Annotated in this window: 12 protein-coding genes; 11 read left to right on the top strand and 1 reads right to left on the bottom strand. The window is 71.7% G+C overall.

Annotation, left to right across the window (positions count from 1 at the left end; translation table 11 throughout):
• Window positions 1-58: 58 nt before the first annotated feature.
• The 6 genes from K8638_RS21955 (at window position 59) to K8638_RS21935 (ending at window position 7,977) form a co-directional block, all read left to right on the top strand.
• Window positions 59-3,808: an FG-GAP-like repeat-containing protein gene (locus K8638_RS21955; protein ID WP_223756534.1), complete on the top strand. Its 3,750-nt coding sequence runs from the start codon at window positions 59-61 to the stop codon at window positions 3,806-3,808.
• A gap of 103 nt (window positions 3,809-3,911) precedes the next feature.
• Window positions 3,912-4,649, top strand: a complete 738-nt coding sequence (locus tag K8638_RS21950; protein ID WP_225937484.1) for a class I SAM-dependent methyltransferase — start codon at window positions 3,912-3,914, stop codon at window positions 4,647-4,649.
• 241 nt (window positions 4,650-4,890) lie between these two features.
• Window positions 4,891-5,022, top strand: a complete 132-nt coding sequence (locus tag K8638_RS44610) for a hypothetical protein (protein ID WP_255662866.1) — start codon at window positions 4,891-4,893, stop codon at window positions 5,020-5,022.
• A gap of 60 nt (window positions 5,023-5,082) precedes the next feature.
• Window positions 5,083-5,361 (top strand): hypothetical protein, encoded by a 279-nt coding sequence (locus K8638_RS21945; protein ID WP_223756533.1) that lies wholly within the window; start codon window positions 5,083-5,085, stop codon window positions 5,359-5,361.
• A gap of 355 nt (window positions 5,362-5,716) precedes the next feature.
• On the top strand, window positions 5,717-7,336 hold the full coding sequence (locus tag K8638_RS21940) for a sigma 54-interacting transcriptional regulator (protein ID WP_223756532.1): 1,620 nt from the start codon (window positions 5,717-5,719) through the stop codon (window positions 7,334-7,336).
• A gap of 89 nt (window positions 7,337-7,425) precedes the next feature.
• Window positions 7,426-7,977: a hypothetical protein gene (locus tag K8638_RS21935; RefSeq protein ID WP_223756531.1), complete on the top strand. Its 552-nt coding sequence runs from the start codon at window positions 7,426-7,428 to the stop codon at window positions 7,975-7,977.
• 17 nt (window positions 7,978-7,994) lie between these two features.
• Here the strand turns inward: K8638_RS21935 and K8638_RS44920 are convergent, their stop codons facing one another.
• Window positions 7,995-11,759 (bottom strand): protein kinase, encoded by a 3,765-nt coding sequence (locus tag K8638_RS44920; protein ID WP_305071180.1) that lies wholly within the window; start codon window positions 11,757-11,759, stop codon window positions 7,995-7,997.
• Window positions 11,760-11,910: 151 nt separating this feature from the next.
• Here K8638_RS44920 and K8638_RS21925 point away from each other — a divergent pair, with 151 nt between their 5' ends.
• From K8638_RS21925 to K8638_RS21905, 5 genes are all read left to right on the top strand, one after another.
• Window positions 11,911-12,390, top strand: coding sequence for a hypothetical protein (locus K8638_RS21925; RefSeq protein ID WP_223756530.1), 480 nt, complete (start codon window positions 11,911-11,913; stop codon window positions 12,388-12,390).
• Window positions 12,383-12,793 (top strand): DUSAM domain-containing protein, encoded by a 411-nt coding sequence (locus K8638_RS21920; RefSeq protein WP_223756529.1) that lies wholly within the window; start codon window positions 12,383-12,385, stop codon window positions 12,791-12,793. Before K8638_RS21925 ends, K8638_RS21920 begins: the two co-directional genes overlap by 8 nt.
• A gap of 182 nt (window positions 12,794-12,975) precedes the next feature.
• The gene (locus K8638_RS21915; protein ID WP_223756528.1) at window positions 12,976-14,103 is read left to right on the top strand and encodes a hypothetical protein; all 1,128 of its coding nucleotides are present in this window, start codon (window positions 12,976-12,978) and stop codon (window positions 14,101-14,103) included.
• A 48-nt stretch (window positions 14,104-14,151) separates the two neighbouring features.
• On the top strand, window positions 14,152-15,111 hold the full coding sequence (locus K8638_RS21910; protein WP_223756527.1) for an ornithine cyclodeaminase family protein: 960 nt from the start codon (window positions 14,152-14,154) through the stop codon (window positions 15,109-15,111).
• A gap of 298 nt (window positions 15,112-15,409) precedes the next feature.
• On the top strand, window positions 15,410-18,262 hold the full coding sequence (locus K8638_RS21905; RefSeq protein ID WP_223756526.1) for an Ig-like domain-containing protein: 2,853 nt from the start codon (window positions 15,410-15,412) through the stop codon (window positions 18,260-18,262).
• The last annotated feature ends 479 nt before the right edge of the window (window positions 18,263-18,741 follow it).

The raw sequence follows: 18,741 nt of genomic DNA, 5'->3' as shown, positions 1-18,741 counted from the left end.
CAGCCGCATTCGTCCAGCAACCCCCGCCCCGGCGTTGAAGCAGCGGAGGCGGAAATCCATGACACCGACGAAGCTCTCTTCCCGCGCCCTGCTCCTGCTGCTGGGCGCCTGGCTGACCACCGGCTGCATCAACCCCGTGAGCGAGGGTGAGCGGCCCTGTCCCTGCGCCGAGGGCTGGACGTGCTGCCCCGACGAGCAGGTCTGCGTGGCGGACGCCACCCGGTGCCGGCTGCCGCGCCCGCCCGCCGCGAGCACGCCCTCCGCGCCGCGCTCGGTGGAAGTCACCCCGTCGGTCCGCGCCGTCTCGCTCGGCTGGTCCGCGCCGGAGAAGGACGGCGGCAGTCCCATCACCGGCTACCAGGTGGACGTCGAGCCCCTCGAGCTGGGCATGGTGGTGACGGTGGACGGGCTCACCGCCCAGGTGACGGGGCTTCGCGCGGGCGCCACGTATCGCTTCATCGTGGCCGCGCGCAACGAGGCGGGTGTCGGAGCGTCCGTGAGCACCGCGGACGTGCGGCTGCCCGATGTGCCCCAGCCTCCCGAGAGCCTCGCCGTGGAGCGCGGTGACGGTCAGGTGCGCGTCACCTGGGAGCGCCCTCCGTCCGACGGCGGCCTCGGCCTCCTCGGCTACGTGGTGACGGCGCACCCGCGCGGGCTGACGGTGGAGGCGGGCCCCTCGGAGAAGGCCGCGGTCGTCGGCGGACTCACCAACGGCGAGGCCGCCACCTTCACCGTGCGCGCCCTCAACCCCGTGGGCGCCAGCGCCGAGTCCGAGCCCTCCGCGCCCGTGGTGCCGGCCCGCGCCCCCGACGCGCCCGCGTCCGTGTCCGCCGTGCCCGGCGTGCGCTCGGCGTCCGTCTCGTGGAAAGCCCCCGCGGACACCGGTGGGCTTCCCGTCTCCGGCTACGTGGTGACGGCCATGCCGGGCGGCGCCAGCCAGCAGGTGGATGGCGCCGCCACCTCGGCGTCCTTCACCGGCCTCGAGGACGACACGGCCTACACCTTCACCGTGGCCGCGCGGAACGAGGTGGGCCCGGGCGGAAGCGCGGGCACCGAGCCCATCCTCACGCCCACGCGTCCGGGGGCTCCCGCCCTCGTGGAAGCGAAGCCCGGGGTGCGCTCCATCACCGTGAGCTGGGAGCCGCCAGCCTCCGACGGGCGCGCGCCGCTCACCGGCTTCACCGTGACGGCCTCGCCGTCGAACGTCCGCGTGGACGTGGGCCCGCAGGCGCGCGAAGTCACGCTCGAGGAGGTGCCCAGCACGAAGGAGCAGACCGTCACCGTCGTCGCGCGCAACGCGGTGGGCGAGGGCGCCGGTGGGAGCATCCGCCGGGTGAAGGCGCGGCCCGCGCCCGTGGAGGTGACACGGCTGGAGGTCCCCTCGGAGGATGGCGACTGCCGCTCCGTGTCCTATGACTTGCGCCAGGTGGATGGCGAGCGGGCCGACGTGGTGGTGGCGGTGGACGTGAAGGGAGACGGCACCTTCACCCGCGCCGTCCAGGCCGGAAGCACCACGCACTCCGGACTGGTGGCCCTGGCCACCTCCGCCGACGGAGCCGAGCACTCCTTCCGCTGGAACCGCGCGCGGGACGTGCCCGGCGCCACCGAGACGACCCGGGTGCGTGTCACCGCCACCGTGCCCGGCACCACGCCCTCGACGCGCATGGTGACGGTTGCCCTGCCGGCAGCGACGCGGCGCTGCGAGGTGGACCTCGACTCCGGTCCTTTGCAGTGGGTGCCCGAGGAGACGTCATGGACCGCATATGACATGACGCAAGGGGACTTCGACAGGGACGGCAAGCTGGACCTCGTCGTCATCCACTCCGGGGGCCAGGGGGCCAGCCTCCTGCGCGGCCTGGGCAACGGCGGTTTCGACCGCATGCGGTCCGCCGGCAGCTCGCTATCGGGCTACAGCGTATCCTCCGGGGACCTGGACCAGGACGGCCTGCTGGACCTCGTCATCCTCGCCCCCTTCGCCAGCACGGGCCTCAAGGTGGCCCGCGGCTCGGGCGGCGGGTTCTTCGATGCGCCGGTGACCACCCAACTCCTCGGTGGCACGGCCCAGAACGAGCCCACCGCGCCCCTGGTGCGTGACCTGGATGGAGATGGCGCACCGGAGGTCGTGGTGTCCCAGGACCGAATCCTGTTCGTGCTGCGCCATACGGGTGGTGGCGCGCTCGCCGTGGCCGAGAGGCATTCCTTCACCCCCAGCGGCCCCGTCGTCGGCGGTGACTTCGACCAGGACGGGCGGGAGGACCTGTTGGTCGTCGGCGAGTTCCTCGAGGCTTTCTACGGCAAGGGCCTGCTCTCCTTCACACCCGAGCACCTCGGGAACATGGCGAGCAAGGTCACCTCCGCCGTGTCCGCGGACTTCAACCGCGACGGCTATCCGGACCTCGCGGCCATCGTGATGGAGTCGGAAGAGATGGTCATCCAGCTTCGCCTCAACGACGGTGAAGGCCGCTTCGAGGCGCCAGTGGTGCTCCTCCGTCACGACCGGGTGAGCTGGGACAAGGAGAGCCGCCTCGCCGTGGGCGACCTGGATGGGAATGGGACACAGGACCTCGCCTATGCGCACATGGGGCGGGAGGTCGTGAGCCTCCTGCGCGGTCAGGGTGACGGCACTTTCGAGCTCCAGGACCTGCCCAGCGGGCGGTATCCCAAGCACATCGCGGCGGCGGACTTCGACGGCAGTGGTGGACTCGACCTGGTGCTGCTCTCCATGTCCCAGAACGTGCGCGTGCTCCGGGACCTCCAGGTACCCACCCAGGCGGAGCCGGGCAAGGGCTTCATCACCGCGGACTTCGATGGTGATGGCTGGGACGACGTGGCCTCGCTGGTGGGCAACACCGGCGTCCAGGTGCACCTCACCCGGGCCACGGGCGACATGGTGGCGCGGGGACCGTTCCCCACCCGCGAGGGCCCATGGAAGCTGCTGGCGGGGCGCTTCGACGCGGGCCCGACGATGGACCTGCTCGTGCTCACCTCCGATGGGAGCCGGCCGGTGGTCCGAACCCTCATGCTGATGCGGGGCAACGGAGATGGCACCTTCGCCACCGGCGAAGACCTGGCGCCCGGCATGAGCCCCACCCTCATGGCGGCGGGCGATATCGACGGCGACGGAGACCTGGACGTGGTCATCACCGACTGGCGGCAGGTGGACGGAGTCTCCTCTCTTGACGTGCGGCTGCTGCGCGGCACGGGAGATGGCACCTTCACGCCCGGCGGAGTGCTCGCCAATCACTCCTCGGTGAACGAGCTGGCCATGGGAGACCTGAACAAGGACGGCCGCGCGGATCTGGTGGTGAACCGGAACGTGTACCCGGCTTTCGAGTTGGGCATCTTCCAGGGCCGGGCGGACGGCACGCTGACCAAGGTGCGCGACTACTCTCCCGTCATTTCCAACTGTGCGGCTTCACGGATGCTGTTCCAGGACCTCGACGCGGACGGGCACATGGATGTGACTGTCTCCTGCGCGGGAGCCACGGCGGGCGTGCTCCCCCTCTGGGGGCAGAGCCAGTTCTGGTTCTACACGCGGGACTTCCACTCCACCACGGGCAATGCGTCCGGGCTCGCCGCGAGGGACATCGACGGGGATGGGTCGCTGGACCTGCTGGTGGCCTCCCCGGGCCATGAGGCCGTGTGCGTCATCCCGTCGCCGCGGGATGGTGCCTTCAGGGCACACTCCTGCTTCGGAGCGCTCCCCTACGCGCACGACGTGGTGCTGTTGGACATGGAGCACGACGGAGTTCCCGAGCTGCTCGTCGGCGGCGCGTTCGGCGTTTCCACGCTGCTGCACCTGAAGTGAGCCTCGGCGCTCCGCCGGGAGGAGGGCAGGGGGCCCTCTTCCCGGCGAGGTGCCCCCTCCCGGGGACATGAAGCCTGGGTGCTATCCTGGGCGCCACCGAGGCATGACCCAGGAGCCCCCCACCCCGCCGGTGAAGGCACGACGCGGCGAGCCGCCGGACGACGCCGCCGTGTCGTTCCCGACGCTCGTCGTCATCCGCGTGTACGCCGCGCTCCTCGAGCTGCTCACGCGGCTGGGAGACCTGGCGGTGGTGGTGTGGCGGCCCCGGCTGCTCGCGCCGTACCTGGGGCTGTGGCTGCGGGAGGTGCTCGTCTCTCCCTACCGGCTGCGGCGCTCCTTCGAGCTGACCCGCCTGCTCCATGCCAGCGGGCAATCCTTCAACGAGCTGATGTACGGAGAGACGCCGCTGCACACCGCCGTGTGGCTCTTCCGGAAGGCAGGGCTCGGCAGGGGTGGGCGGCTGGTGGACCTGGGCGCGGGGCGCGGGCGGACGCTGCTCGCCGCGCGGTGGCTGGGTGCCGAGGCCCGCGGGGTGGAGTTGCTGCAAGGCCATGTCGCGCTCGCGGCGGGTCCGCTGAAGCAGGCGGGCGCGGAGCTGGTCCAGGGCGACGCCGTCCACGCGGACCTCCAGGACGCCACCCACGTCTTCACCAACTGGCCCGCCCTCTCCCCGGAGACGCGAACCCGGCTCATCGAGCGCTTCCGCACCTGCCGCCCCGGCACCCGCATCCTCACCGTGACACGGCCCGTGGAGGCGGAGGGCTTCACCGTCCTCTCCCGCCACCGGATGCTGTTCACCTGGGGGTGCGAACACGTGTGGGTTCAGGAGTACCGGGGCTGAGCGCCCCCGGGGGTGTTGCGGAATACGGGAAGGGGTGCGTTCATCCGGGGTGGCTCGCCAAGGGGGGACACCACGTGGGTCAAGGCTTCATGGTGTGGGCGGTGGATGCGAACAAGCCGCGGCAGGTGGCCGGCTCGAAGGACGAGAGGCCGCGCCGCATGATTGGCGGGCGCTTCAAGCGCGACATCGACAGGCTGGACGAGCTGTTCGAGGGCAGTGAGCCGAACACCCACGAGGCGCCGTGGCGAATCACTTCGAGGGCGCGAAGTACACGGGCAGGGACGCGCGGATGCGCTCCGTCGTGGAGTGCGTCCGAGGCGGGTTCCGCGACGCCGCCGCGCAGGGCCGGGGGCTCGTCAGCTATTATCACTGAGTGACAAGAGTTTCCGGGCTCACGACTCCGCGGGCCCGTGATGAACAGGAGCAGCAACACATGAAGGCATGGCTGGCCGTGGTGGCGCTGACGGTGGTCCCGCTGGTGGGGTGTGGTTCCTCGCGCGAGCTGAACAAGGCGCGCATCGCGGCGAACACGGCGAAGAAGGACGCGGACACGCTGCGCGCGGAGAACAACGCGCTCAAGGCGAAGGTGTCCGAGCTGGAGCTCGAGCTCACGGCGGTGACCAAGGAGCGGGACGAGCTGAAGGCCGCCGCCGAGCAGCCGGCCCCCGCGGCAGTCCCTGCCTCCGGCAAGAAGCGCTCCGGGAAGCGCTAGGCACTCGGCAATCCCTTCAAGCCCGGCGGGGTGCGCACGCCGGGCGCCGTACCGCGCGCCTGCTTCGCCAAGAGCGCGGTGCAGGCGGCGCTGCGACGGCTCAAGCGGCGCACGCTGGGTGAAGGCCGAGCGCGCGAGCCTCACCGCCATCCCCATCTACGAGGTCCTCCGCCCCTGGGTCCGCGGGTAGCCGGCCTCCTGGCGGACCGCGCCGGGGCGCTCCGCGTGGGAGAGGCGCTCGCTGGACCGCCGGAGCTGTCTTCCCCCGGATTCATCTCCGGGCGGCGACGAGCCTGTCCCCCCACTGGAGTAGAGTGCGGCACCTGGCCACCCGGCTGCACCGCCAGAGGACCCCATGTCCCGCACGCTCGCCGATGTCTCCACCGCCGCCATCCCGCACCGGAGTGGCGATTCGAAGGGGCCTCGCTCCGTCCCGGCGCTGACCGTCATCTCCCATCCCCTGCCCCGGCGCGCGGGCGAGCGGCTGTTGCTCGACGCCGTCAGCGCCGGCAGGGAGGTGGCCCTGTCCCGCAACGGCCCGGACTTCACGCGCCCGGGTTCCGCGCTGGGGCAGCCCCTGTCGGACCCGTTCATCAGCCGCAAGCCGCTGCTCATCGCCCCGGGCACCCGGCCCGGCCACGTGCGGCTGATCAACAGCGACGGGGGCACGCAGGTGAGCATCGCCGGCACGCCCATGCAGGGCACCTGGGAGCTGTCCTCCGAGGAACTCTCCGACGGCGTCCCGCTGGAGCTGGGCGGACGCGTGGTGGTGCTGCTGCACCTCTCGGAGACCGGCGACGAGGCGCCCGCTTCCGACACGTTCGGCATGGTGGGAGAGAGCGCGGGCGTGCGGCGCCTGCGCCGGCACATCGAGCGCGTGGCGGACCTGGACGTGCCGGTGCTCATCCGCGGCGAGACGGGCACGGGCAAGGAGCGCGTGGCCCAGGCCATCCACCAGCGCAGCCGGCGCCGCGACGGGAAGTTCCTCAGCGTCAACCTGGGCGCCATCCCCAGGGAGCTGGCCGCCGCCGAGCTGTTCGGCTCGCACAAGGGCGCCTTCACCGGCGCCACCCAGAGCCGCGAGGGCTTCTTCCGCGCGGCCGACGGCGGAACCCTCTTCCTGGACGAGGTGGGCGAGGCCCCGCCCGAAGTGCAGGTGATGCTGCTGCGCGTGCTGGAGACGGGCGAGCTATACCCCGTGGGCGGCAGCACCCCCGTCACCGTGGACGTGCGCCTGCTGGCCGCCACCGACGCCAACCTGGAGGAGCAGATTCGCGACGGCCGCTTCAAGGCCCCGCTGATGCACCGGCTCGCCGGCTACGACATCCACGTGCCCCCGCTGCGCGAGCGGCGCGAGGACATCGGCCGCCTCTTCCTCCACTTCGCCCGCGAGGAGTTGGAGGCGATTGGCGAGGCGCACCGGCTGGACAACGACGACGCCTACGCGGAGCCGTGGCTGCCCGCGTCGCTCGCGGTGCGCCTGGTGCGCTTCTCGTGGCCGGGCAACATCCGCCAGCTCCGCAACCTCGCGCGGCAGCTCGTCATCGGCAGCCGGGGCCAGCCGCGTCTGCTCGCGGACCCGAGGCTGGAGCAGGAGCTGACCGCCGCGGCCGGGAAGGCTCCGGCCAACGTCGTGACGTCCCCCGAGCCGCCGCCCGAGGCGAAGGCGGCGCCACGGAGGAAGGCGTCACAGCTCACGGAGCAGGAGCTGCTCGCCGCGCTGCGGGAGAACGACTGGGACCTCAAGGCCACGGCGGAGGCGCTCGGCATCGCGCGGCCGTCGCTCTATGACCTCATCGACAAGAGCCCCAACATCCGCACCGCGGGCGACCTGAGCGCGGAGGAGATCACCCGCTGCTTCCACGAGTGCGACGGGGACCTGGACGCCATGGTGCGCAAGCTGGAGGTGTCCCGGCGCGCGCTGGGCCGGCGCTTGAAGGAGCTGGGCCTGGAGCCCCGGAACGGCCCGGCCTGAGCGGCACCGCGCCACCTCACGAGTTTCCCGCATGTCACGCCGTGCTCTGTAGGCTGGTCTCCCTGATGCGAAGGACCGGAGGTGCCTGCGTGAGGAAGCAATTCGTCGTGGTGGTACTGGTCGCGGCCGGCTGGGTGGCCTGCATGACGCGGACGAGCGGGCCCCAGGGCTCCGAGCCTCGGGCCGCCGAGCCCCTGGCGCTGGCCACGCCCGAAACAAGGCAGCAGACGGATGGAGGCTGTGCTGTCGACGCCTGTCCGGATGGCGGCACCGGGTGCCTGGACCTCGCCATCAAGCTGTCGGACACGGGGAGCAGGAAGTTCGACCCACCTCCCCAGGGCGGCTGGTCGATGTGCACGGGCCAGGGCCTCGCCTTGGACTCGACCTTGAGCGAGGAGCTCTGCGTCGACCTCCGCTACACTGACGGCACGCCCGTCCTCCAGACGAGCCTCGGCGGCATGAGCGGGCTCACGGACTCGCTGGATGGGGGCCAGTACTGCCTCTCCGTCTGCAAGCCCAAGAGCAATCGACCGTGCGATGCGGGCTGCGCCCAGAGCGCCTGCTCCGGGCCCGAGTTGCCGGACACCATCCGGGGCAACCTGGACGTCATCTCCAAGGACCCCGGCCCCATCGGGAAGTAGCGCGCCCCGGCGTGCCGCTATGGCGGGGTGGCACTCACTCGCCCGGGCACGAGCCACCGCGTCCAGGCGGAGCTGCCGCGCGGGAGCCTCGACCGCTCCTGCTCGGCGGCGCGCCGTCGCTCGGAGACGGCTTCGGCGGGGCCCGGCAGCTCCGCCAGCCGCATCAGCAACCCCACGCGCAGGGCCCGCGCCCGCGGCCACCCGGCCCGAGCGGCCAGCGCCGCGTCCACGAGGGCCAGGCCCCGCTCCAGCACCGGGGCACCGTCCCCTCTCGCCCGCACGAGCCAGAGGCCCCACTCCAGACAGAAGCGCCCGAAGGCGAAGTGATGCTCGGGCTGCCCGGGCTCCAGGTCCACGGCCCGCTGGAAGGAAGCCATCGCCTCCTCGAAGTCCGCGACGTGCGAGAGCCCTCGTCGCGCCGCCCACCGCGCCCTCACGGCCTGCGTCTCTCCCAGCGCGCGCCAGGCCGCGGCGAGCTTCGGGTTGAGCTCCAGCGCGCGGCGCAGGGCCTTCGTGGCCTCGTCCAGCGCCTCACGCGGCTCCCGCCCCTGCTCCAGCGCGGCGGCCGCCTCCACCTGGAGCGCTGTGCCCAGGTGCAGCCACGGCTGCGGAAGGTCCGGCACGCGGGCGAGGGCCTCCTGGAGGGCAGCCCGGGCCGCGCGCGTGGCGGGCTCCGTCGCCCCGTCTTCCAGCAGGAGCACGCTGGCATGCCACGCGTGCACCTCACCGACGTTGTTCTGCCCATAGCCCTGGGCGGGCGCCAGGGCGATGGCGGCCTCGAAGGACTTCAGCGCCTCGCCCAGCAGGGGCGCCGGGTCCTCTCCGCGCTCCCACGCCTCCTTCGCCTGCTCGAAGAGGACGGTGCCCACGCCGTTGTGGAGCGCCGGCAGCTTCGGGTTGATGGCCACGCCCCGCTGGTAGGACTCCAGCGCGCGGCTCAACGCGGGCAGGGCATCCCCGCCAGAATCCCGGAGCCGCCCCGCCCGGGCCAGGTGCACCTCGCCCGAGTAGAACCAGGGGACGACGTGGCCGGGGTTGAGGGCCCGCGCGCTGTCCAGCGCCGCCGCGGCCGCCTCCAGGTCCGCCTCCGGATTCTCCGCGCGCGGATGCGAGGACCGGGCGAGCAGGCCGGTCCCGAGGTTGATCCACGCCTCTGGACGACGCGCGTCCAGCGAAGCGGCCGTCCGGTGCGCCGCGATGGCCCGCTCACGGTGGGGGAGCGAATCGCCGCCCACCCCGTCCTCATGGTCCGCCCACACGCGGAACACCTGTCCCAGGTCGGCATGGAAGCCGTAGTCGCGGTCCTCGGCGGGGATGCGCTCGTAGGTGGCGGCGGCCTCGCGGAGCGACTCGCGCGGGTCCAGGCCCTTCTCCTGGCGGTAGCGCGCGAGCTGCCAGTGGCCGAGCGCCAGCTCGTGGAGGCTCCTGCTCCGCCGTGGCTCCAGCGCGAGGGCCCGGAGGGCCGCGGCCCGGGAGCGCTCCAGCAGGGGCTCCACCTCGCCCCCCTGGCGCGCGTGATGCTCGGCGAGGCGGCGGTGGAAGGCGGCCTCCTGCTCGTGCGCCTGGGCGGAGTCGGGTGCCACCGCGAGCGCCCGGGCCACCAGCTCCAGGCCCCGGGCGTAGTGGGGCCGCACGTCGCCTTTTCCATAGAGCTCCGTGAGGAGCACCCACCCTTCCAGGCGCGCCCACGCCTGGTAGACGGCGGGCACGCTCCGGCCGATGTCGGCGGCGCGCGCGTAGGCCTCGCGGCCGGCGTCGAAGTCAGCCCGCGCGCCCTGTGCGTCCCCGGTGTTCCAGCGCCGCGCGGCTCGCACCAGGTGGATGTCCCCGCGCAGCAGGGGCGCCTCGTGGAACCAGGGCAACCGGGCACCGAGCGCATCCAGCTTCACCAGCGCCTCATCGTGCCGGTCTTCATGGAAGGCGAGCAGTGCCGCCACGTACTCGGGAGCGGGGACCTCCGCGCCCTCGCTCCGGCGCAGGAAGTCCAGGGCCGGGTCCCGGTAGCGCGTGGCCACTTCGCGGAGCTTCGACTCGCGAGCCCCCGGGTCCTGGAGCCGCTCCGCCTCCAGGCGCCGCTCCTGGTAGAGGTGGCCCAGCACCAGGGCCAGCGCGTACGCCACGCGGGGCTCCTGGTAGCCCTGCTTCCACGCGGCTTCCAGGTGCTCGCGGGCGCGGGCCTCATCGCCCAGCGCGAGGAAGCCACGTCCCAGCGCGTAGTGTCCCGGGCCCTCGGCCACGGGGCCCGCGTCGCGCATGGTGGACTCGATGTCGCGCATCCTCGCGCGCAGGGCCTCGCGGTCGGCGCGAGTGTCGTGCAGGGGGGCGGTGCCGGAGTAGCGGGCCTGGGCCTCGATGCGCTCCACGCCCTCGGCGAAGCGGCGGGCCAGGGCTTCTCGCTGCGTGACTTCACGGCGGGCCAGTACGGCCTGCCCCAGCGCGAAGGTCACCGCGAGCAGCGCGACGGAGGCCACGGCCACGGCGCGCCGGTGCTTGCGCAGCCACTTGCGCGCGCGGTAGCCCGGGCCGGTGCGCGCGAGCACGGGCTCGCCGTCGAGGAAGCGGCCGAGGTCCTCGGCCAATTCGCGCGCGGAGCCGTACCGGGCGGAGCGGTCCTTCTCCAGGCACTTGAGGGTGATGGCCTCCAGGTCCGCGGGGATGTCCCGGTCCAGGGCGCGCGGCGGGCGCGGCTCCACGGTGGCGATGCGGCTGAGCACCTCCAATCCGTTGTCACCGGGGATGGGGGGTTGGCCGGTGAGCAGGGCGTAGAGGGTGGCGCCGAGGCTGTAGACGTCCGCGCGGCGGTCCAGGCGGGCCACCTCGCCCCGGGCCTGCTCGGGGGACATGTAGTGCGGCGTGCCGAGCACCGTGCCGGTGGCGGTGACGCCCTCCTTCCAGTCGCGCGCCAGGCCGAAGTCCATGACGTAGGGCCGGAGGCCGCCGTCAGGGGTGCGCTCCACGAGCACGTTGGAGGGCTTGATGTCGCGGTGGACGAGCCCCGCGCGGTGGGCGGCGTGGACGCCCTCGGCGGCCTCGCGGAGGAGCATGGCCTTCTGCTCGACGGTGAGTCCGTCCACGAGCGCGTTGAGTGGCTGTCCGTCCACGTACTGCATGGCGATGAAGACGCGGCCCTGGACCTCGCCGACTTCGTACACCCCGCACACGCGCTCGTGGTCGACGCGGGCCTGGGCGCGGGCCTCGGAGACGAAGCGGCGGGCGAGCTCGGCGTCGTCATCGCGGACGAACTTGAGGGCCACGTGGCGGCGAAGCCGGGGGTCCCACGCGAGGAACACGCGCCCCATGCCGCCCTGCCCGAGGAAGCGCACGGGCTGGTAGCGGTCCCAGCCGGGGACGGGGAACGCGGGGTCGTCGTTGCGCTGCGTGGCTTCGGGTGTCCGTCCAGCGTCAGGGTCTCCACCGGTCGGGTGTAGCGGGCGTGGCGCTGGAGGAGTAGCGGCGATGCCCGGCTGGAGCGTGTCGTCCGGGCGAGGCTTCGCGGAGCTCACGGTGTCATCCGAGGTTGGCCCCGCCGTGAGTGTCTCAGTGGAGCGTGGTCCGGCGAGTCCGGGCTCATGCGCATCGGCCCCGGGCATGAGCGAGCCATCCCCGACCTCGCGGCGAATCGAAGCGAGCGTGTCGTCCGAGAGCCGGCCCCGCTCGCGCAGCAACTCCAGCGGGGCACGTCCGAGGCGAGCAGCCTCCGCGCGCAGGGCCTCCGCCTCGTCGCGGGAGAGTAGCCCCTCGGCCAGCGCATGGCGCAGCTCGGCTTCGTATCGCTCGCTCATGGCAGGGTGCTCCTCGTCTCCACGCCAGCGGAGCCAGCCGCTGGCATGTCGGGTGGATGGCGCCTCCAGGCGCGAGCGTACCGGAGCGCCTAGGTTCCGTCGAAGGACGCGCACCAGCACCGCGCGTCATCCGGTTGCTAGTCTGCCGCCCATGACAACCGCGAAGCTTCCGCCTGTCGTTCTCGGGCTCGCCGTGCTGTGGGGGCTGCTCGCTTCGGGCTGTTCCACCGGAGCGCCCGCGCGAGCCGAGCGCCCCACGTACCTGGCCCAGTCGTTGGCGGTGGACTGCAAGCCCGGGCAGTCCTCCATGGTGTGCTGCATCAAGAAGTTCCCGACGACAGCCGCGGAGAGCTGCGGAGCCAGTGCCACGGAAGTGGCGGAGGTTCTCAATGGCGCGCGGGTGCTCAACGAAGCCGCGCAGGCAGCGGAGGATGCGGAGGAGAGCACGGACGACTTCGCCAACAATGCAAACCTTCCCGAGTGGAAGCAGAAGTGCATCCAGAACTACGTGGCCTGCCAGAACGAGGGCTGGACTGGCAATTGTTACGCCTGCATCCGCCGGTGTGAGGGACAGCGGGACTGGCCGCTCGACATGTGCCACGAGCGGAAACGCAGGAGACGCGATGAGTGACGAAGTGAATTGGGATGAAATCCGGGCACTCGCACAGCAGGTGCTCGAGAGGGGTGTCCCCCTGGAGCTATCAGAAGCCACCCGCGCGCTCCTGCTGCGCACGGCTTCGGAGGTCGCCATCCCTCGGGAAGATGCCGAGGACGCGCTGCGAAGCGTGGCCACCGCCACGACGCTCCTCCAGGAAATGCGTCGGCGCATTCGCGACGGCTCCAACCGGCTGACTGATGCCCTCCACGAGCTGTACCGCCTCCGGGACACGGGACGCCTGGAGGAAGCACGCCAGAAGATGCATGACATCCTCGCGGTGGAGGTGGTTCCCCTCTACCGCGAAATCGCGGAGACCGCGCTCGAGAACCTGGACCTGCGAGGCCCGGCTCCCCGCTCACGCAAGCACCGGCCCTGAGCCACTCCGAGTCCCGCGCCAGACGAACAGCGGTGACGTGTCTCGTTACGCCTGTCCCCGCCATCACGCGGTGCGACAAAACCGGCCACGTAGGGCACCGAGACCAGGCAGCAGCCCTCCGCCGGAACAGCCCTATAGTCAGCTCCTCTCCGCGTCACCCACCACTCGTCCAGGAGCACCGCATGTTCCACCCCGCTGGTTTCCCTCGTCGTGCCACCCGCTGGTCGGGCCTGGCCCTGCTGCTCGCTGGCGCACTGGCCGGCTGTGCTCCGCCGGAGCCGGAGTCGCCGCCCGTGGAGCCCGAGGCGGCCCTGGACTCACAACCCCAGGCCCTGTCCTATCCCAACGGGAGCAGCCGCACGGTGGTGTCACGGCGCGTCGTCTACAAGGACTCCGCCGGCAACTACCAGGCGGCACCGGGCTTCGAGCAGTTCCGCGCGGCTGGCGCCTCCGACAGCACGCTCCACGCCATCCGCATCGCGCAGGTGGAGGCCCCGAGCATGCGCGAGGCCATCGTCCTGATGTCGGCCGGGCAGAAAATCTCCAGCAGCGGCCACTCCAGCGGTGTGACGGGCCAGGCCTCCGACTGGGACGCGTCCTGTGACGGCGTCTCCTGCCCCAACGTGCTCCTGGATGGCCGCTCCCTGGCCATGAAGCTGAATGCGCTGGGCTGGTTTCCTCCCGGGAAGACCCACCTGTCCGTGGTCAACGACAACAACTTCGACCACCTGTTCGACAGCGACACGAAGCAGCGAATCGTCAACGGGTTCGTCCGCTGGCTCGAAGCCCAGGTCCGCCCCGAGACGCGGGCCATCTACCTCGCGGGAAGCTCACGCGGCGGCTGCCTCGTGATGCGCATCGCCCAGGCGCTGCGCGCCAACACGGCACTGGATGGCATCAACATCTACGTGTCGTCGTTCGATGGCGTGTGCAGGAACAGCCAGGGCGAGCTGGGCACGTTCGACACGAAGATCAACAACCCCGTGCGCCCCTGGGGCACGTTCTACGGCGGCTGGGCCACGAACCTGTCCGCCCAGTTCCCCCGCCGCCAGGGGCTCTACATGTATCAGGTGGTGGGGGGCCAGGAGGTGGCGCCGGCCACCGGCATCCGCGCCTTCTCGGGGTACGCGGGCACCACGCCTCCCTCGACGGGCACCCACCTGGACTGGGGCTGGTACAAGCAGACCTGGGTGCGGTGGGCGCACAAGGAGATTGGCAACCCCTACACCGAGCCGAGCACGTCGGACCAGCCGCGTGTCATCTCGGAGACCATCGACGCGCAGCTCACCTGGCTCGACGGCCTGCTGTGAACCGGCGCCAGCAGCGGCACATGCGCACGCACGCTATATAGCGCCGCCATGCCCACCCTCATTCTCAGCGCGAAGGACCTGCGCGCCCTCTACACCGTCGAGCTCGGCCTCAATGCCGTCGAGCGGGCCTTCCGCGCCCACGGCCTCGGCGAGGCCCTCATGCCCCCGAAGGTGTACCTCTCCCTCCCCAGGTACGACGGCGACTTCCGCGCCATGCCGGCCTTCCTCGACGGCTCCGCGGGCGTGAAGTGGGTCAACGCCCATCCCCGCAACCCGGAGAAGCACGGCCTGCCCACCGTCCGTGCCCTCTACATCCTCAGCGACCCGGACACCGCGTCCCCCCTGGCCATCCTCGACGGCACCCTGCTCACCGCGTGGCGCACCGGCTGCGCGGGCGGCGTCGCGTCCAAGTACCTCGCGAAGAAGCAGCCGCGCACCCTCGGCCTCGTGGGTTGCGGCGTGCAGGCGCGAGTCCTCATCGACGCGCACCGCGCCATCTACGGAGAGCTGGAGCTGCTGCTCGCGGACGTCTCTGACGCCGCGGCCAGGGCGCTCCAGGCGGAGAAGGGCGGCCGTGTCGTCAGCATGCAGGAGGCCTGCGGCGCCGACATCGTCTGCACCTCCACGCCCGTGCGCTCCCCGGTGGTGAAGCGCGAGTGGATTCGCCCGGGCACCCACATCAACGCCATGGGCGCGGACGCCCCCGGCAAGCAGGAGCTGGACGCGCGCATCCTCACCGACGGCCGCGTCTTCATCGACGACACCGAGCAGGCCACCCACTCCGGTGAGGTCAACGTGCCGCTGCACGACGGCCTCCTCAAGGAGGAGCAGCTCGCCGGAACCCTGGGCGAGGTCGTCGCCGGGAAGAAGTCCGGACGCTCCGGGGACGAAATCACCATCTTCGACTCCACCGGCCTCGCGCTGCAGGACGTCGCCCTGGCCCGCGCGCTCTACGACGTGGCCCTCGCCCGGGGCGTCGGGCAGTCGCTCGACATCGTCGGCGGCTGACGCCTCCCCCTCAGGCGGCACCCTCCAGGTCACGGAAACGTGTCGAAACCAGGGGTCATCTGTAACCCCGCGTATACAGGGAAGTGTCCGAAAGTCGGCTACTGGACATTTCTAGCATGACTACAGTATTCCAGTTTCACGCGCTGCCTGAGGGGGTATCCTTTCCGTTCGCATGACGCTCCCTCGGGGCTGGAGCCCTCTCCGTTCCAGCCTCGAGGGAGCGTCCTACGTCTCGAAGGCGCCCCGGAGGACGGCGCGCGGTGCCAATCCCGGCACCTGCCCCGCACTTCGGAGTGTCATGCATCCCCCATCTTCCCCGCATTCCACGCGGCGCCTTCCGGCCTGGTCCTGGCTGGTGGCGCTGGTGGTTTCCGTCTTCGCCCTGCCCGCGTCCGCCCAGACGCAGACCAACACCCAGGCCACACAGCGGGCCATCAACTTCCTCAGCGCGGACGTGGCCACGTGGACCACGACCAACAACTGCGTGGCCTGCCACCGCCAGGGCGCGGTGGTGTACGGCATGGCGAGCGCCAGGGCCAACGGCTACGACATGAACGTCGTCGCGGCGAACGGGGCCACCAACCAGCAGAACCTGGACTTCCTCGCCACGCGCATCCGCACGGACCAGCTCGCCAACGGCTCGTGGATTCACTCCGGCACGTCGTTCCGCAACGAGAAGACGTCCTTCTCCACGTTCGGCCTGGCCGGGTACGACCAGAACGTCTCCACGCAGTACAGCTCCGCGCTCGTCGCCGCGGCCAACTGGGCGCTGTCCACGCAGGAGGCCAGCGGCCGGTGGGCGTCCGACCACGCCAACTTCCCGGTGGACCACGGCAGCGTGCCCACCACCGCGCGCATCATGACGGGCATCGCCCAGGCGAAGCAGCGCGTGGACCCGGCGAGGGCCGCGTCGTACCAGGCCGCGCTGGACCGCGCCGCCGCCTACCTGCGCGCCAACCTCAACAACGGCGACACCTCCGCCGCCGGCAACGGCATGCCCTACACCTTCCAGGTGGCCTGGGCCATGGTGGGCCTGAAGGCCGCGGGCCCGGGCCCCAACGGGGAGAACACCGCCGCCCTCGACACGCTGGCCGAGCGCCTCATCAACCGCGCCTCCACCGCGGGCGTCCCGGGCTGGGGCAACCTGGCCAACGAGGCGGCCAACGACTTCGCCACCGGCAGCGCCATCTACGGCCTGTGCCTCGCGGGCCGCGAGCCCGCCACGGACCCGCGCCTGCGCAGCGCGATTGAGTGGATGAAGACGCGCCAGTCCGCGGACGGCAGCTGGCGCACCGGCTCGGCCACCTTCGACATCCCCACCACCTTCGCGGCCCTGGGCCTGTCCTGCTTCGGCGACTTCAGCGTGAAGGTCTCCGTGGTGGGCTCGGACCGGCAGGAGCTGCTCATCGACCACGCCGCCCCGCAGACGGCCACCTTCACCTTCCGCGTGAAGAACCACGGCTACCAGGCGGACACGTACACGCTGACCACCCAGGGCGGCCTGCCCGGGTGGACGGCGGTGGTGAGCCAGCCCACGCTGTTCCTGGCCGCGGGTGACGAGGGCACCGTCACCGTCACCGTCACCGCGCCGCCCTCGCTGTTCCCCGCGCTCACCTCGGAGTTCACGCTCATCGCCGCCTCGGGCGGCGCGCAGGGCGTGTCCGGCTCCGCGCGCGCCACCGCGTACACGCCGCCCCTGCCTCCCGTGACGGGCCGTCCCACCGTCACCGCCATCCAGACGCCCGCCGCCAACGCGCACATCGTCGTCGGCCAGGGCGGCACGCTGTCGGCTCGCGTGACGGACGGCGGCGCGCCGGTGGTGGGCCCGGGCCGCGGCGTCGTCACCTTCTTCGTCGCGGGCGTGCCCGTGGGCGCGGACGTGGACGCGGACGGCGACGGCCTCTTCACCACCCCGTGGGTGCCCGCCGTGGACAGCTGGACGGTGACGGGCGCGCAGGACTACCGCGCGGTGTACTCCGGCGTGGAGCTGGCGGCGCCGCTGGCCAACCTGCTGGGCAGCACCGACTCGCGCACCCTCATCATCGACCCGGTCCCGTACAACACGCCGAGCGTCACCATCGGCAACCCGCCGGCCTTCACCCGCGAGACGAACCTGGACATCTGGGGTTACGCCACGCCGCGCGCCAGCGGCGCCGTCATCACCTACGCGGCCTTCATCGTCAACGGCGGCGCGCCCATCGTCCTGACGCCGGGCAACGGCGGCCTCGTCTTCACCAACATCACCCTGGCGGAGGGCCCGAACATCATCCAGCTCACCGCGCGTGACAGCTTCGGCGGCGTCACCACGAAGCAGGTGAACCTCACGGTGGACCGCGTGCCCCCCATCCTCACCATCCAGTCGCCGGTGAATGGCGCGTCGCTCGGCACGCAGGTGGTGGCGGTGACGTCGTCGGTGCAGGACCAGACGCCGGTGCGCGTGGAGACGCAGTGGGCCAACGTGGCGCTGCTGCAGTTCGGCAACGGCACCGTCACCGCCAACGTCAACATGCCCAACTACGGCGAGCAGGGCATCCTGGTGCGCGCCACGGACAGCGCGGGCAACGTCACCGACCAGGTCGTCACCGTGTGGGTGGACTACGGCACGCCGACGGTGAGCACCAACTTCACGGACGGCCAGGTCTACGGCCCGATGCAGAACCACACGTTCAGCTACGCCATCAACGTGCAGACCGTCTCCGCCACCACCGTGCGCGTCAACGGCGGGCCGGCCATGCCCCTGCCCCGCGGCGGCGGCCAGGTGCAGACCACGGCCACGCTGGTGCCGGGCCTCAACACCTTCAACATCACCGTCACGAGCGAGACGGGCGCCGTCACCACCCTCACCCGCCGGGTGAACTACGACACGCAGGCGCCCGTCGCCACGCTGCTCAGCCCCACCGCGGGCAGCACCGTCAGCGGCATCATCACCCTGCGCGCGCGTGTCACCGACAACTACGGGCCGGTGAACAACGTGGGCGTCAGCCGCGACATGTCCAGCATCCGCGCCGCCACGCTGCAGGCGGACGGAACGTGGACCGCGGAGCTCGACACCCGCGAGCTCATCGACGGCTCGCACACCGTGGACTTCTGGATGAACGACGGCGTGGGCAACTTCACCATCCAGAGCTTCACCCTCAACGTCGACAACTGACGTCGAGGCCGAGGTAGCGCGCCCACGGCGCGCGTGACAGACGGGACGCCGCGGCCGGAAGCAGGGGCTCGCGGCGTCCCGTTCGCTTTTGGGGGCGGCCTGACGCAGCGCACCTGCACCAGCGGAAGCCGTGATGGCGGTGGGTCCGGATGCACCGCATCCTGTCGCTGAAAGCAGGGGCAGGCAGCGAAGCCTTGCAGGGTGGAAGGACATCACTTCCACGGATGCCCGCCCCGGACCTCTGGATGAACACAGACATCCGGGTCCACACATGGCGTGACGCGAGCGCTCACGCGCGGAGCATCGAGCAGTCACTCACGCCTGTTCCGCGGCTCGCGGCGCGGGGGCGTTCTCGCGTCTGTGTCCGGAGTGCCTCGGGTGGACATCGACCCGCGAGGCTCGCCTGGGTGGCAGGTGCTCAATCCAGCGGGCGTGAGTATTGGATTGGGAGCGCTTTCTTGCGCCTGCGACGACGGCGC

This window comes from Myxococcus sp. RHSTA-1-4, from assembly GCF_020037125.1.
Lineage (GTDB): Bacteria > Myxococcota > Myxococcia > Myxococcales > Myxococcaceae > Myxococcus.
This window is presented reverse-complemented; position numbering and strand designations above follow the sequence as displayed.